Raw genomic sequence first — 14,086 nt, forward strand, 5'->3', positions numbered from 1 at the left:
GGGCCGGCGGGCGGCCCGGCGGCCGGGCGCGCGGCCGGGCCGCCGGCCGGGGCGCGGGGCCGGTCGCGGCGCCGCCCTGCGGCGGCACCGCCACCGCGCTCACGCGGCGCGCTCCGGGCTGCCGGCGGACCCGCGGCTCGGGGCCGAACCGGTCGCACCGGTCGTACCGGCTGCACCGGTCGCAGCGGCTGCGGCGGCGGCCGCGGGGCTCCAGCCCGGGCCGCGGAAGACGCGGCCCGCGCGCTCGCGCCAGGTGGCGGCCGCCCGGACGTCGCGGGCGATGGCGGCGTACTCGTGGGTGGCGACGCGCAGCGGGTTGTAGGTGCTGATGTTCTTCGTCAGCCCGAAGACGGGCCGCTCCTCCTCGCCGACCCAGGAGCCGAACATCCGGTCCCAGATGATCAGGATGCCGCCGAAGTTCCGGTCCAGGTAGCCGCCCTGGGAGGCGTGGTGGACGCGGTGGTGGGAGGGGGTGTTGAAGACGTACTCGACCGGGCGGGGCAGCTTGTCGATGCGCTCGGTGTGGATCCAGAACTGGTAGAGGAGGTTGACCGAGTAGCAGAAGGCCACGGCCGCCGGGTGCACGCCGAGGGCGATCATCGGCAGGTAGAACGGCCAGGAGGTGGCGCTGGTCCACGGCTGGCGCAGGGCGGTGGTCAGGTTGAACTTCCGGCTGCTGTGGTGGACGACGTGGCAGGCCCACAGGATCCGGATGACGTGGTGCCCGCGGTGCTGCCAGTAGTAGAAGAAGTCCTGGGCGAACAGCATGAGCAGGAAGGTCCACCACAGGAACGGCACCCGCAGCGGGGTCAGTTCGTAGACCGCGGTGTAGATGGCGACGACGGGGATCTTCCAGAGGAAGTCGAAGAAGATGCTGCCGATGCCCATGGCGAGGCTGGTGACGGCGTCCTTGGTCTCGTACCCCGCGGCGTCCTCGTCGGGATGGATCCGGTAGCTCACCACCTCGATCACGGTGAGCAGGACGAAGGCGGGTATCGACCACAGCACGACATCGGGCAGGTTCGGCATGCCCGCACCATAGAGGCGGCTCCCGGGGCGCCGCTAGGGGTTGTTACCGATCGGTATCCATCGGGGTTACCGGCGGTTCGCGCTGTAGGGTCCAAGGCCGGGAGAAGCGGACGAAAGGGCGGGGGCGCCGGGGAAATGACGGGCTTCGAAACGGCGGTCTTACGGGCGGCGAGCACGGCGGCGGGGTCGCTGCTGAGGTCGCGACTCGGGCAGGTGCCCGGCGCCGGACTCACGGACGGGGCGGTGCGCCCGGCACAGCGCTGGCGCCGCCCCGCGCAGCTCGCCGCGCCCGAACTCCGGCAGCTCGCCGCGGGTTTGGCCGAGCGGCTGGGGCCGGCCGCGGCCCGGCTGCCGGAGCACGAGCGCCTCGCGGCACTGGACGCGGCGGCCGATGCCTTCGCCGCACTGGGCAAGGTCGACGCCGACGCCCTGTTCGCGGCCGACCTGGACCCGGCGGCCCTGGCGGCCCGGCTGCCCGTGCCGCCGGCCGCGGGGCTGAGCGCGGCGGCGGAGGCCGCCTGCCGGGACCTGATCCGGCTGGCGTGCGTCCACGCGGTGGAGTACCTGACGACCCTGCCGGCGTTCGGGGCCCGGGCCGATGTGGAACTGGTCCGCAGGACCGGCGAGCTGGCGCGCGCCGTGGACCGCCTCGGCGAGGAGCGCAGCGGCGCCGCGCACGCCTTCGAGGAGCGGTACGCCCGCTACCTCGCCGAGGCGCACGGGCGGCTCCAGCTGTACGGGCTGACCACAGGGCGGGCCCGGGAGGAATGGCCGCTGGACCTCGCGTACATCAGCCTCGCGGTCAGCGGGGTGGGCGCGGAGCAGCAGCTGCTGCCCGGCGAGCCCGGTGTGCACCACCGGAGCACCGTCAAGGCCGAGCAGGCGCTCGGCACGGCGGACCGGGTCCTGCTGCGCGGCCCGGCCGGCTCGGGCAAGAGCACCCTCGTCCAGTGGCTCGCCCTGAACGCGGCCCGGCAGACCGCCGGGCCCTGGAGCACCTGCGTGCCGTTCGTGCTGCGGCTGCGCGCGTTCACCACGGCCGAGAACCTGCCGCTGCCGGAGGACTTCCTCAAGGCCTCGGGGATACCGCTGTCGGCCCCGGCCGGCTGGGTCGAGGACCTGATGCTGAGCGGGCGGGCGCTGGTCCTGGTCGACGGGGTCGACGAGGTCCCGCAGCGGCTGCGCACGCGTACGGAGACCTGGCTGCGCTCCCTGGTCTCGGCCTTCCCGAAGGCCCGGTACGTGGTGACCACCCGGCCCTCGGCGGTCCCGGAGGACTGGCTCGCCGGGCAGGGGTTCACCCCGCACACGCTGCTGCCGATGGAGCGGCAGGACATCGGGGCGTTCATCGCGCACTGGCACCGGGCCGCGCGCGCCGAGTGCGGCCCCGGCGGGCCCGGCTGGCCCGGCTCCGCCCGGGAGGAGCTCGACGCGTACGAGGCCTCGCTGCTGGAGGCCGTCTCCGCCCGCCGGGACCTGGGCCGACTGGCGACGAACCCGCTGATGTGCGCCCTCCTGTGCGCCCTGAACCGGGACCGGCGGATGCAGCTGCCGCGGGCCCGCAAGGAGCTGTACGACGCGGCCCTGGACATGCTGCTGGTCCGGCGCGACACCGAGCGGGAGATCGCCGGGGTCGAAGGGGTCTACCTGACCCGCGACGAGCAGATCCTGCTGCTCCAGCGGTTCGCGTACTGGCTGATCCGCAACGGGCAGGTGGAGGCGGGGCGCGACGAGGCCGTCGAGCTGGTGGACGAGTGGCTCGAGGCGATGCCGCAGGTGCGGGAACAGGGCGCTGCGGAGCAGGTGTTCGCGCACCTGCTGATCCGCAGCGGGCTGCTGCGCGAGCCGGTGAAGGGCTCGGTGGACTTCGTCCACCGCACCTTCCAGGACTACCTGGGCGCCAAGGCGGCGGTGGAGTCACGGGACTTCGGCGTGCTGGTGAAGAACGCGCACGACGACACGTGGGACGACGTCGTCCGCATGGCCGTCGGCCACGCCCGCCCCGACGAGCGCACCCGCATCCTGCGGGGGCTGCTGCGCCGCGCCGACAAGGTCAAGGGCGCCAGCAGCCGCCTGGTCCTCCTGGCCGCGGCCTCCCTGGAACACGCCCCCGAACTGGACCCGGCCCTCCGCCGCGAAATCCAGTCCCGCACGGCCGAACTCCTGCCGCCGCGCACGCCCGAGCAGGCGGAGGAACTGGCCAAGGCCGGGGAGCTGGTGCTGGACTTGCTACCGGGCCCCGAGGGACTGTCCGAGGACGAAGCGGCCGCGTGCGTACGGACGGCGACGACGGTCGGCGGGGCGCGGGCGATGGCGGTCGTCGCCCGGTTCCGGCAGGACGGGCGCACCTCCGTGCAGTGGGAGGTGGGCCGGGGCTGGCAGTACTTCGACGCGGGGATGTACGCCGACGAGGTGCTGGCCGATGCGGTCCTCGGAAGGACGATGCTGATGGTCCGCACACCCGAGCAGATGGCCGCCCTGCCCAAGGTGCAGCAGGTGGAGAGCCTGCACATCAGCGACGCCGAGGGCATCCCGGAGTCCCTGGCCGGCCTGCCTCTGAAGAGCCTGGTCCTCTTCCAGAGCGGGCTGACGGACCTGGATGCCCTGACGGTCAACGAGGAACTGGACTACCTGGGCCTCTACAGCTGCACGAACCTGTCCGGGCTGGGACCGCTCACCGCCCTGCCCCGGCTCGCCACCCTGGTGCTGAGCAACCTGCCCTTCGGGCTGGACGCTTCGCCCCTGGCCGAGCTGCGGGCCCTCGAATGGCTGACGCTCAACACGCCCTCGAGCGTGGCGCTGGTGTCCCACCTCCCGGCCCCGCAGTCGCTCAAGGGACTCGCCCTGCGCCATCCCGGGATCCTGCTCGACTCCCTGGAGCGCTGGCCGGGCCTGGAAACGCTGACCGTCAGCGAGCCCGCGCACGTCAGCCGGTTGAAAGCGCTGCCGCCGCTTCCGCACCTGCGCTCCCTCAACGTGGCCGACCATGGGGAACTGGACCTCACGACCCTCCTCGGCCAGTCCCGGGTGGAGAGCGTGCACCTCGGCAACTGCCGCTGCCCGGACGGGCTGGCGGCGCTCCGCGACCTCCCCGCGCTGCGGCGCTTGGTCCTGACGGGCTTGAGCAGCCACTACGACCTGGCCCCGCTCGCCGACCTGGAGCAGCTCACCATCGAGCTCGGCTCGAACGTCCGGGCCGACGGCCTCGACCGGATCCCGCCCGAGCGGATCAAGAGGCTGAGCCCCTGGTGACCCGCCCCGGCGGAGCCCGGCGTCACCAGACCCGGACCGAGCCCCCGCGGGCGAAGGCCGGGCTGGTGGCGTCCGGCGGGGGCGCGGCCAGCGGCTCGGCGATCTCCGCGACCAGCGGCCCGTGCTTCGCCGCCACCGCATCCAGCAGCGCCAGGTCGAAGCCGTACACGCGGGCCGCGTTGCCGCCGACCATGGCGGCGACCTCCTCCCGCGGCACCCCCGCGTAGGCGATCCGCAGGCCCTCGCGGGAGTACGGGGTGGTTCCCTCGTCGTGGGGGTAGTCGCTGCCCCACATGATCTTGTCGAGGCCGATCCGCTCCCGCAGCGGGACCTCGTGCGGCCGCATGAAGCTCGCGCCCACGAAGCAGTTGTCCCGCCAGACATCGCTCGGCCCCTTGCCCATGGCCTCCGCGAGCCCCGCGCCGAACTTGGACTCCGCCGTGGCGGCCCTGGTCGCGGCGGAGACCAGGCGGCCGTGGTAATAGTCCAGCATGTCGAGCACGCCCGGGATCCAGCCCGAGCCCTGCTCGGTCAGGACCAGCTTCAGCCGCGGGTGGCGCCGGAACGCACCGCCGAAGATCAGGTGCCACAGGGCCCGGTGCGAGAACCAGGTCGTCTCCACCATGAAGACCGCCCGCGCCGCCGGTTCCGGTCCCAGCGGCGGCGACGCGGAGCCGCCGTGGTGGTTGACCGGGACGTCCAGCTCGTCGCAGACCGCCCAGATCGGGTCGTACGCCTCGGAGTACAGCTCGGGGACCGCCGAGCCGGGCGGGACCCCGGGCAGCAGGATGCCGCCGGTCAGGCCCGCCTCCCGGGTGCGGCGGATCTCCGCGACCGCCGCGTCCACGTCGTTGAGGAGGATCTGCGCGACGCCCGCCCGCCGGCCCGGGGCCTGCGCGCAGAAGTCGGCGAGCCAGCGGTTGTGCGCCTGCAGCCCGGCCCAGCGCTGCTCGTACTCGGCGCGGGTGGGCGGCTGTGCCATCAGCGAGGCGTTGGGGAAGAAGGGCGGGATGGTGTTCGGGAAGACGACCTCCGCCACGATGCCGTCGGCCTCCAGCTCGGCGAGCCGGCGGTCGGAGTTCCAGTTGCGGTCGGCGGTGTCGGCGAGGAGGTCCTCGTACGGGTTGACGTACGCGGCCGCCCAGGCGTCGAAGTCGTCGTGGTGCTTCTTGGCCAGGTACGGCTTGTAGTCGAGGAGGTCGGCGCCCGCGTGGCAGTCCGCCGAGACGACCGTGTAGCGGTCATCGGCCATCGCAGACCCCCAGCACCGGGAAATCGTGCTCGGTCAGCCAGTGCCGGCCCACCTCGCGCGAGCGGGCCCAGGAGGCCTCGACGGCGGCCTGGTCGGGCGACTGGCCGAGCTCCGCCGGCGTGGGGCCGATGCGGCGGGCGATCGGCGCCAGCTCCGCCGTGTCGAAGCCGAAGACCTCCGCCGCGGCCAGGCCGAGCATCCGGCGGGTCTCCGCCACCGGGATGTCGTGGAAGGTCTTGGCCAGCCAGTTGCGGGTGTCGGGCCAGGTGCCCTCGGGGTGCGGGAAGTCCGAGCCCCACAGGATGTTGTCGACGCCGATCTCGTAGCGCTGGGCGAGTTCGCGCCGCTTGGTGTTGGTGGCGCAGACGAACACCTGGCGGTCGAGGTACTCGCTCGGCGGCCGCTTGAGCTCGGCGAACGGCGACAGCTTCTTGCCTCCGTGCGCGCCGAGGTAGAGCCGGTCCATGAACCAGAGCTGGTTGGGCAGCCACCAGCAGCCGGATTCGGCCACGCCGAACTTCAGCCCGGGGTGCCGCTCGAAGACCCCGGACCAGAGCAGGAACCACAGCGGGCGGGCCGGCCACCAGGTGACCTCGGAGACGTAGATGCCGAGGTGGTCGCCGTACTCGTGGCGGGGCGCGGCCCCCGAGTGGGTGACGATCGGCATGGCCGTCTCGGCGGCCGCCGCCCACACCGGGTCGTAGCGGCGGTCGTGGTAGGGCGCCCGGTCCACCCACATGGACGGGATCATCAGGGCGCCGAGCCCGGACTCCTTGGCCCGGTGGATCTCGGCGACGACCCGGTCCGGCTCGCCGGTGATCGGCAGCAGGGCGACCCCGCAGTGCCTCTCGGGGTGCTCCGAGACGAACTCGGCGAGCCAGCGGTTGTGCGCCTGCGCTCCCGCCATGCCGAGCTCTGGGTCCTGGTCGCCGGAGAGGCCGAGGCCCACTCCGAAGGGGGCGGCGGTCTGGCTGTCGACGGCGTCCGCGTCGGGGAAGACGACCTCGGCGGCCACGCCGTCGCCGTCGAGCTCCTTCAGGCGCTGGGCGACGTCCCAGCCGCCGCGCAGGCCCTCCTCGTTGTCGTGGAACCACTTCTCGGCGAAGGCCTCGTTGCGGATGCCGAGCCGGGTGGCCTCGGCGCGGCGGGCGTCGCGCTGTCCGAGGAACTCGTCGAAGGCGCGGTGGAAGCGGGAGTCGAGGTAGGGGCGGTACTGCTCGGTCGGCAGGCCGGCGTGGCAGTCGGAGGAGATGATCAGGTAGGGGTCTTCGTGCGCGCTCACGGTGTGTCCCTCCTCAGTCGAGGATGAAGCTCTCCAGGTAGGCGGGGTTGGCGCGGTCGAGCATCGACTGCGACCGGGCGCGGATCTGCCGGTCGCTGTGCTCGCTGGCCGGGAGCATCCAGAAGCGGTCGGCGCGGATGCCGTCGACGACGTGCTCGGCGACCTCCTCGACCGGGGTGAAGGCCACCTCGTGCCCGGCCGCGCGCATCGCGGCCTCGTACTGGTCGAGGGTCCGGTACGGGGACCTGCGCGGCCGCTCCTTGGCGTAGCGCTCGGGCCGGTTGCGGTGCGACTCCCACAGCCCGGTGCGCAGCATGTGCGGTCCGGGGAAGAGGACGGAGGCGCCGACGGAGGCGCCCTCGGCCTTGAGGTGGGCGTAGAGGGATTCGGTCATGGTGACCACGGCCGCCTTGGTGACGGCGTAGACGGAGGCGGTGGGCAGGGGCGCGATGCCGCCGTCGCCGGAGGAGGTGTTGACGACGTGGCCGGGCCCGCCGCCCGCGATCATGTGGGGGACGAAGGCCTGGATGCCGTGGAAGACGCCCCAGACGTTCACGGAGAAGGCCCACTTCCAGTCGTTGGGCTCGTGCTCCCACATGCGTCCCTCGGCGCCGGAGCCGACGCCCGCGTTGTTGCACAGGACGTGGACGGCGCCGAAGGCCCCGTACGCGGCGTCGGCGAGGGCCTGGACGGCCTCGCGGTCGCTGACGTCGACGGTTTGGGCGAGCACCTCGGCCCCCTCGGCCCGCAGGTCTGCGGCGGCCTTGCCCAGGGCGCCCTCCTCGACGTCGGCGAGGACGACCTTGAGTCCCTCGGCGGCGAAGCGGCGGGCCATGGCCAGGCCGATGCCGCTCGCGGCGCCGGTGACGACGGCCACCTGTCCGGTTTCGAGCCGCATGTCAGGCACTCCCCTCCGGCGGGCCGTCGAAGGCCTGTTGCGGGTCGTCGTAGCGCTGGTGGAGGTACGGGAGCAGGGCCCGGGCGCTGACCCGTTCGACGACCCGGCCCTGCTGGTCGGTGGTCTTCTCGCCGATGGTCAGCTCCACGAGGCGGCGTACGGGCAGGTCGGCGACCGGGTCGAACATGGACTCCCGGAGGACCACGTCACCGGTGAGGTGCTCCAGCCTGCGGACCTTCTCGTTGCGCGTGCAGTGCACCAGGACCGGGTCGCTCTCGAAGCCGGAGCCGTCGACCGCCGGGAGGAACTTGAAGTAGAAGTCGGTCTTCTGCGCCGGCTCGGGCACCGGCAGTTCGCGGTCCACCGCCCCGCGCACCTCGACGAAGGCGATGCCGTGCCGGGCGAGGGCGGCCCGGACCACCAGACCGTCGCGTTCGACGGTGACCTCGCCGAGCTTCTTGGGCTCGCCGAAGACCTCGCGGCCGCCGGTCAGGGCCCGCTCGTGCGTCATGGGCATGACCAGCGGGTACCAGCCCTCGACCCCGCCGTGGCGGGCGGCGACGGCCACCGATCCGGCGCCGAGCGGGTAGCCGGGCAGGTCGACCTTGCTGATGTTGGCCCGTACCAGGGGCCGTTCGGCCGGCTTCAGCGGCGGCGGCAGGACGGCCGCCACCACGTCCGGGTCGGTCTCCCAGACGGCCACGACTCCGGTGGACCAGATGTCGGGGAGGTTCGAGCTCTTCTCGCGCGACGCGGCGATCTCCGCCTCGGTGCGCGCTCCGTACCGTACGCGTGCCATGTTCCGCACCATCCTTCGGTCGGGCCTGTAACACAGTTACACCGCCGCCGATGAAGGGTAAAGAGGGCCGCACACAAGGAAACTGACGGTGCATCGGAAATTCGTCGAACGGTCCGACCCGGGGAGGACGCCCATGGCGAGGAGCCCGCTCACCCGCGAGGCGGTCCTGGCGGCCGCCGCCGCGCTGGTCAGACGGCACGGCCCGGTCGCCCTCACCATGCGGGGGCTCGCCGCCGAGCTGGGCACGGCGGTCACCTCGATCTACTGGCACGTGGGCAACCGCGAGCAGCTCCTGGACGCGCTCGTCGAGCGGACCGTGCGGGACATGGAGGCCATCCGGCCGGCCGGCCGCACCCCCGCCGAGCGGATCCTGTCCGTCGCCCGCACCCTGCGCCGCGAGCTGCGCGAGCGCCCGCACCTGATCGCGATGGTGCACGAACGCGGCCTCACCGACCGCATGTTCCTGCCCGCCCAGCAGGCGCTGGTCCAGGAGGTGCACGCGGCCGGGCTGCGCGGCACCCGGGCCGCGGACGCCGTCCGCGCGATCCAGTTCCAGATCATCGGCTTCGTCCTGGTCGAGCGCCACCGCGAGCGCTCCCCCGCCCAGTCCCCCGCCGAGAGCGAGCTGTGGGACCCGGCCGACGCCCCGCACGACGCCCCGCTCGCCCGGGCCCTGTCCCGGCCGGCCGATCCGGAACACCTCTTCCTGCTCTCCGTACGGGCCCTGGTCCGCTCCCTGCTGGCACCGGCCGCGCCCCCGCGGTGAACCGGCCGCGGCGGCCGGGCCGCTGCCCGCCGGGGCCGGGGTGTCAGTCGGTGCCGATATCCTCTGTGACCATGCTCGACGACCGTACGACCGCAGAGACGACGTGGCCGACCGCGTACCCCCAGGGGTACGCGGTCGTCGACGTGGAGACCACCGGGCTCGCTCGCGACGACCGGATAGTGTCCGCGGCCGTCTACCGGCTCGACGCGCAGGGCAACGTGGAGGACCACTGGTACTCCCTGGTCAACCCGCAGCGGGACCCGGGCCCGGTGTGGATCCACGGGCTGACCAGCGAGATGCTCCAGGACGCCCCCCTGTTCCAGGACATCGCCGCGGAGTTCGCGACCCGGCTCGCCGACCGGGTCCTGGTCGCGCACAACGCCATCTTCGACTGGCAGATGATCGCCCGGGAGTACGCGCGGGCCGCCGTGACCGCGCCGGTCCGTCAGCGGCTGTGCACCATCGCCCTGTCGAAGGAGCTGAACCTGCCGCTGCCCAACCACAAGCTGGAGTCGCTCGCCGCGCACTTCGGGGTGGTCCAGCAGCGCGCCCACCACGCCCTCGACGACGCCCGCGTCCTCGCGGAGGCCTTCCGCCCCTCGCTGCACGCCGCGGCGCAGGGCGGCGTGCGGCTGCCGCTGCTGGAGTGCCGGCCGCTGACCGAGTGGACGGACTCCCCGGTCACCGCGCGGATCGGCCACCAGGCCTCGTACCGGGGCGGCAGCTGGCGGCCCTCCCGCAAGCGGCCGCCGTGCCCGCACCCCAACCCGGGGCGCTTCGAGGACGGCAAGCCGCTGAAGCAGGGCATGCGGGTCGCCTTCTCGGGCGACACCTCCATCGACCGCGAACTGCTGGAGGACCGGGCGGTCGAGGCGGGGCTGCACGTCGCGACGAGTGTGTCGCGGCTCACGAGCCTGCTCGTCACCAACGACCCCGACTCGGCGACCTCGAAGACCGTCAAGGCCAAATCCTTCGGCACCCCGGTCGTCGACGAGGCCGCCTTCACCCAGCTGCTGCGGGACGTGGCTGCGGCAGACGGGTGAGCCTCGGGCGACTCGCCCGGCGCCCGCTTCCCCGGCCCGCCGCCGCGTCCCACCCTGTGGCGCATGGCACGTTGTGAGGTCTGCGGAAACGATTACGGCATGTCCTTCGAAGTGCACGCGCAGGGCGCGGTGCACGTCTTCGACTGCTTCGCCTGCGCCATCCACCGCATGGCGCCCATCTGCGAGCACTGCCGGGTCCAGGTCATCGGACAGGGCGTGGAGGTCGGAGGGCAGTGGTACTGCGGGGCGCACTGCGCCCGGGCGGAGGGGAAGGTGGGCATCGTCGACCGCGTGTGACGTCCCTCTCCCCCGGCCCCGGACGGCCACCCGGCCGCCGGGGTCCTCCCGGCTGGGGGTACCGTCGTGGGCGTGTACCGCTTTGTGCTGACCCGGCAGTGGGTGACCCTCACCCTCGTCGCCCTCGTCCTCATCCCCGTGATGATCAAGCTGGGCTTCTGGCAGTACCACCGCCACGAGCACCGCGTCGCGCAGAACGAGCTGATCACGTCGAACCTGCGCGCGGAGCCCGCACCCGTCGCCGAGGTCACCTCCCCCGGCCACCGCGTCCCCCGCTCCGACTACTGGCGCGCCGTCACCGCCACCGGCACGTACGACTCCGCGCACGAGGTGGTCGTCCGGATGCGGACCTCCAATGACGACAAGGTCGGCTTCCACGTCCTGACCCCGCTCGTCATGGGCGACGGCCGGGCGGTCCTGGTCAACCGCGGCTGGGTGCCCGCCGGCGACGACCCGGCCGGCTATCCGCCGGTGCCGCCCGCCCCCTCCGGCGAGGTCACCGTCACCGGCCGGCTCAAGGCCGACGAGACCAGCGGCGGCAGCGGCATCAAGGACCGCAAGGGCCTCCCGGACCGCCAGGTGATGCTGATCAACAGCGCGCAGGCGGCGGAGTACCTCGGACGGCCCGTCCTCGGCGGCTACCTGGAGCTCACCGCGCCGCTCCCGGCGAGCGGGGGCCCCGAGGCGATCGCCGACCCCGACCACGACTCGATCGGCCCGCACATGGCGTACGCCGTGCAGTGGTGGCTGTTCGCCGCGGCGGTGCCGGTGGGCTGGCTGGTCCTCGTACGGCGCGAGCGGCGCGACCGGGAGGCCGCCGCGGCGGCCGCAGCCCCCGTGCGGGAGCCGGCGCCGACCGCGTAGGTTGTCCGGCATGGATCTTGGACTGAAGGACCGTGTCTACGTCGTCACCGGAGCCACCCGCGGGCTGGGCTTCGCCGCGGCGCGCGAACTCACCGCCGACGGCGCGAAGGTCGTGCTGACGGGCCGCGATGCGGCGCGCGCCGAAGAGGCCGCGGCCGCACTGGGCCCGAACGCCGTCGGGGTCGCCGCCGACAACGCCGACCCCGCGGCCGCCGAGCGGCTGATCGCCACGGCGAAGGAACGCTTCGGCCGCTTCGACGGCATCCTCGTCAGCGTCGGCGGTCCGGCGCCGGGTTTCGCGGCCGACCTCACCGATGCGCAGTGGGCGGGCGCGTTCGAGTCGGTGTTCCTGGGCGCGGTGCGGCTCGCGCGGGCGGCCGCGGCCGAGCTGGGCGAGGGCGGGGTCATCGGCTTCGTGCTGTCGGGCTCGGTCCACGAGCCGATCCCCGGCCTGACCATCTCCAACGGCCTGCGGCCGGGGCTGGCGGGCTTCGCGAAGTCCCTGTCGGTGGAGCTCGGGCCGCGCGGCATCCGGGTGCTCGGGCTGCTGCCGGCGCGGATCGACACCGATCGGGTGCGGGAGCTGGACGCACTGTCCGGCGACGCCGCCGCTGCCCGGACGGCGAACGAGGCGCACATCCCGCTGCGGCGCTACGGCACGCCCGAGGAGTTCGGGCGCACCGCCGCGTTCCTGCTCTCGCCGGCGGCCTCGTACCTGACCGGCATCATGCTGCCCATCGACGGCGGCTTCCGCCACGGCTTCTGACCCGCTGCGCGGAGCCGTTCCCCCACCCCGCCCCTTCTCCCCCAGCTACCGCTGGGAGGTGCCCCCAGAAACCGGAGCCTGCGGCCCCGGGCCCCGCTCGCCTCAATCGCCGGCGGGCTCAAAGATCGGGGCTCCGCCCCGGACCCCGTTCCGGGCGCTCCGCGCCCGGTGCGCTCAAACGCCGCGCGGGCTGGATATTCCAGCCTCGCCGGCGTTTGAGGCGCGGGGTCTGGGGCGGAGCCCCAGGCGGGGTCCGGGGCCGCAGGCCACGGATTCGGGAAGGGGCGGGGTGGGGAAACGGCTCCGCGCAGCGGTCAGCCGCGCCGCGGACCCGACTGAGTCTGCCGGGGATTCCGACTGAACACCCGTACGCCCGTAGCGTGTTCCCCGAAGATGGCGGCGGCGGCAGCGAAGGACGGTGCGGACGATGGCAGCGGAGCGACTGGTGGTGGTCGGGGGTGACGCGGCGGGCATGTCCGCCGCGTCCCAGGCCCGACGGCTGAAGGGCCCGGCGGAGCTGGAGATCACCGCCTTCGAGCGCGGGCACTTCACCTCGTACTCCGCCTGCGGGATCCCGTACTGGATCGGCGGCCAGGTCCCCGACCGGGACCGGCTGATCGCCCGTACCCCCGAGGAGCACCGGGCCCGCGGCATCGACCTGCGCACCCGCACGGAGGTCGTGGAGCTCGACCCGGCCGCCGCCCGGGTCCGGGTCCGCGACCTGGACTCGGGGGCCGAATCCTGGACCGGCTACGACAAGCTCGTCCTGGCCACCGGCGCCCGGCCGGTCCGGCCGCGGCTGCCCGGGATCGGCGCGCACGGGGTCCACGGGGTCCAGACGCTGGACGACGGGCAGCGCCTGATGGACACCCTGGAGCGCACGCCGGGCCGGCGGGCGGTGGTCGTCGGCGCGGGCTACATCGGCGTGGAGATGGCCGAGGCGCTGGTGCACCGCGGGTACGAGGTCACCGTCCTGCACCGCGGCGAGCAGCCGATGGCCACCCTCGACCCGGACATGGGCCGCCTGGTGCACGGGGCGATGAACCGCATGGGCATCGCCACCGCCTCCCGCGCCGAGGTGGTGAAGATCCTGACCGACGAGGAGGGCCGGGCCCGCGCGGTGGCCACGGCGGCCGGGCAGGAGTACCCGGCGGACGTGGTGGTCCTCGGCATCGGCGTGGAGCCGCGCACCGCGCTCGCCCGGGCGGCGGGCCTGCCGCTCGGGGAGTCGGGCGGCCTGCTGACGGACCTGTCGATGCGGGTGCGCGGGCACGGGAACATCTGGGCCGGCGGCGACTGCGTGGAGGTCCTGGACCTGGTCGCCGGGCGCCACCGGCACATCCCGCTGGGCACCCACGCGAACAAGCACGGGCAGGTCATCGGCTCGGGCGTGGGCGGCGGCTACGCCACGTTCCCGGGGGTGGTGGGGACCGCGGTCAGCAAGGTCTGCGACCTCGAGATCGCCCGGACCGGCCTGCGCGAGAAGGACGCCCTGGACGCGGGCCTGCGCTTCGTGACCGCCACCATCGGCTCCACCACCACGGCCGGCTACTACCCGACGGCGGCCGACATGACGGTCAAGATGCTGGCGGAGCGGCGCACCGGGCGGCTGCTCGGCGTGCAGATCGTCGGCGGGGCGGGATCGGCGAAGCGGGTGGACATCGCGGCGGTCGCCCTGACCGCGGGCATGACGGTGGAGCAGGTCGTCGCCCTCGACCTCGGCTACGCGCCGCCGTTCTCCCCGGTGTGGGACCCGATCCTGGTCGCGGCCCGCAAGGCGGTGTCGGCCGTACGCGCGGCGGGGGCGTAGCGGCCCCCGATATCCTGAAACCGGACAT

At 73.7% G+C, this 14,086-nt stretch carries 12 protein-coding genes; 7 read left to right on the forward strand and 5 right to left on the reverse strand.

What is annotated here, in order from left to right; translation table 11 throughout:
• Positions 1 to 99 precede the first annotated feature (99 nt).
• Complete coding sequence (locus tag ABZ924_RS01730) at positions 100 to 1,029, reverse strand: sterol desaturase family protein (RefSeq protein ID WP_361902408.1); 930 nt, start codon at positions 1,027 to 1,029, stop codon at positions 100 to 102.
• Positions 1,030 to 1,164: 135 nt separating this feature from the next.
• Between ABZ924_RS01730 and ABZ924_RS01735 the strand changes: the two genes are divergently transcribed.
• The gene (locus tag ABZ924_RS01735) at positions 1,165 to 4,281 is read left to right on the forward strand and encodes an NACHT domain-containing protein (RefSeq protein WP_361902411.1); all 3,117 of its coding nucleotides are present in this window, start codon (positions 1,165 to 1,167) and stop codon (positions 4,279 to 4,281) included.
• A gap of 22 nt (positions 4,282 to 4,303) precedes the next feature.
• Here the strand turns inward: ABZ924_RS01735 and ABZ924_RS01740 are convergent, their stop codons facing one another.
• The 4 genes from ABZ924_RS01740 to ABZ924_RS01755 are packed head-to-tail and all read right to left on the reverse strand — an operon-like array spanning position 4,304 to position 8,512.
• Complete coding sequence (locus tag ABZ924_RS01740; RefSeq protein WP_361902414.1) at positions 4,304 to 5,533, reverse strand: amidohydrolase family protein; 1,230 nt, start codon at positions 5,531 to 5,533, stop codon at positions 4,304 to 4,306.
• Complete coding sequence (locus tag ABZ924_RS01745; protein ID WP_361902417.1) at positions 5,523 to 6,815, reverse strand: amidohydrolase family protein; 1,293 nt, start codon at positions 6,813 to 6,815, stop codon at positions 5,523 to 5,525. The genes ABZ924_RS01740 and ABZ924_RS01745 overlap by 11 nt, the downstream gene beginning before the upstream one ends.
• 13 nt (positions 6,816 to 6,828) lie before the next feature.
• Positions 6,829 to 7,713, reverse strand: a complete 885-nt coding sequence (locus tag ABZ924_RS01750; RefSeq protein ID WP_361902420.1) for an SDR family NAD(P)-dependent oxidoreductase — start codon at positions 7,711 to 7,713, stop codon at positions 6,829 to 6,831.
• 1 nt (position 7,714) lies between these two features.
• Positions 7,715 to 8,512, reverse strand: coding sequence for an acetoacetate decarboxylase family protein (locus tag ABZ924_RS01755; protein ID WP_361902423.1), 798 nt, complete (start codon positions 8,510 to 8,512; stop codon positions 7,715 to 7,717).
• 133 nt (positions 8,513 to 8,645) lie between these two features.
• Between ABZ924_RS01755 and ABZ924_RS01760 the strand changes: the two genes are divergently transcribed.
• The 6 genes from ABZ924_RS01760 (at position 8,646) to ABZ924_RS01785 (ending at position 14,058) form a co-directional block, all read left to right on the forward strand.
• The gene (locus ABZ924_RS01760; RefSeq protein WP_361902427.1) at positions 8,646 to 9,278 is read left to right on the forward strand and encodes a helix-turn-helix domain-containing protein; all 633 of its coding nucleotides are present in this window, start codon (positions 8,646 to 8,648) and stop codon (positions 9,276 to 9,278) included.
• Positions 9,279 to 9,343: 65 nt separating this feature from the next.
• Entirely contained in the window at positions 9,344 to 10,321 is a 978-nt protein-coding gene (locus ABZ924_RS01765; RefSeq protein ID WP_361902943.1) for a DEDDh family exonuclease, read from the forward strand.
• 63 nt (positions 10,322 to 10,384) lie between these two features.
• Positions 10,385 to 10,618, forward strand: coding sequence for a hypothetical protein (locus ABZ924_RS01770; protein ID WP_361902430.1), 234 nt, complete (start codon positions 10,385 to 10,387; stop codon positions 10,616 to 10,618).
• 72 nt (positions 10,619 to 10,690) lie between these two features.
• Positions 10,691 to 11,482: an SURF1 family protein gene (locus ABZ924_RS01775; protein ID WP_361902433.1), complete on the forward strand. Its 792-nt coding sequence runs from the start codon at positions 10,691 to 10,693 to the stop codon at positions 11,480 to 11,482.
• A gap of 10 nt (positions 11,483 to 11,492) precedes the next feature.
• On the forward strand, positions 11,493 to 12,248 hold the full coding sequence (locus ABZ924_RS01780) for an SDR family oxidoreductase (protein WP_361902436.1): 756 nt from the start codon (positions 11,493 to 11,495) through the stop codon (positions 12,246 to 12,248).
• 427 nt (positions 12,249 to 12,675) lie between these two features.
• Positions 12,676 to 14,058 carry an FAD-dependent oxidoreductase gene (locus ABZ924_RS01785; RefSeq protein WP_361902439.1) on the forward strand — a complete coding sequence of 461 codons (1,383 nt, stop codon included), beginning with the start codon at positions 12,676 to 12,678 and terminating at the stop codon, positions 14,056 to 14,058.
• Positions 14,059 to 14,086 lie beyond the last annotated feature (28 nt).

Source organism: Streptomyces sp. NPDC046876, assembly GCF_040645035.1.
Taxonomy (GTDB): Bacteria; Actinomycetota; Actinomycetes; order Streptomycetales; family Streptomycetaceae; genus Streptomyces.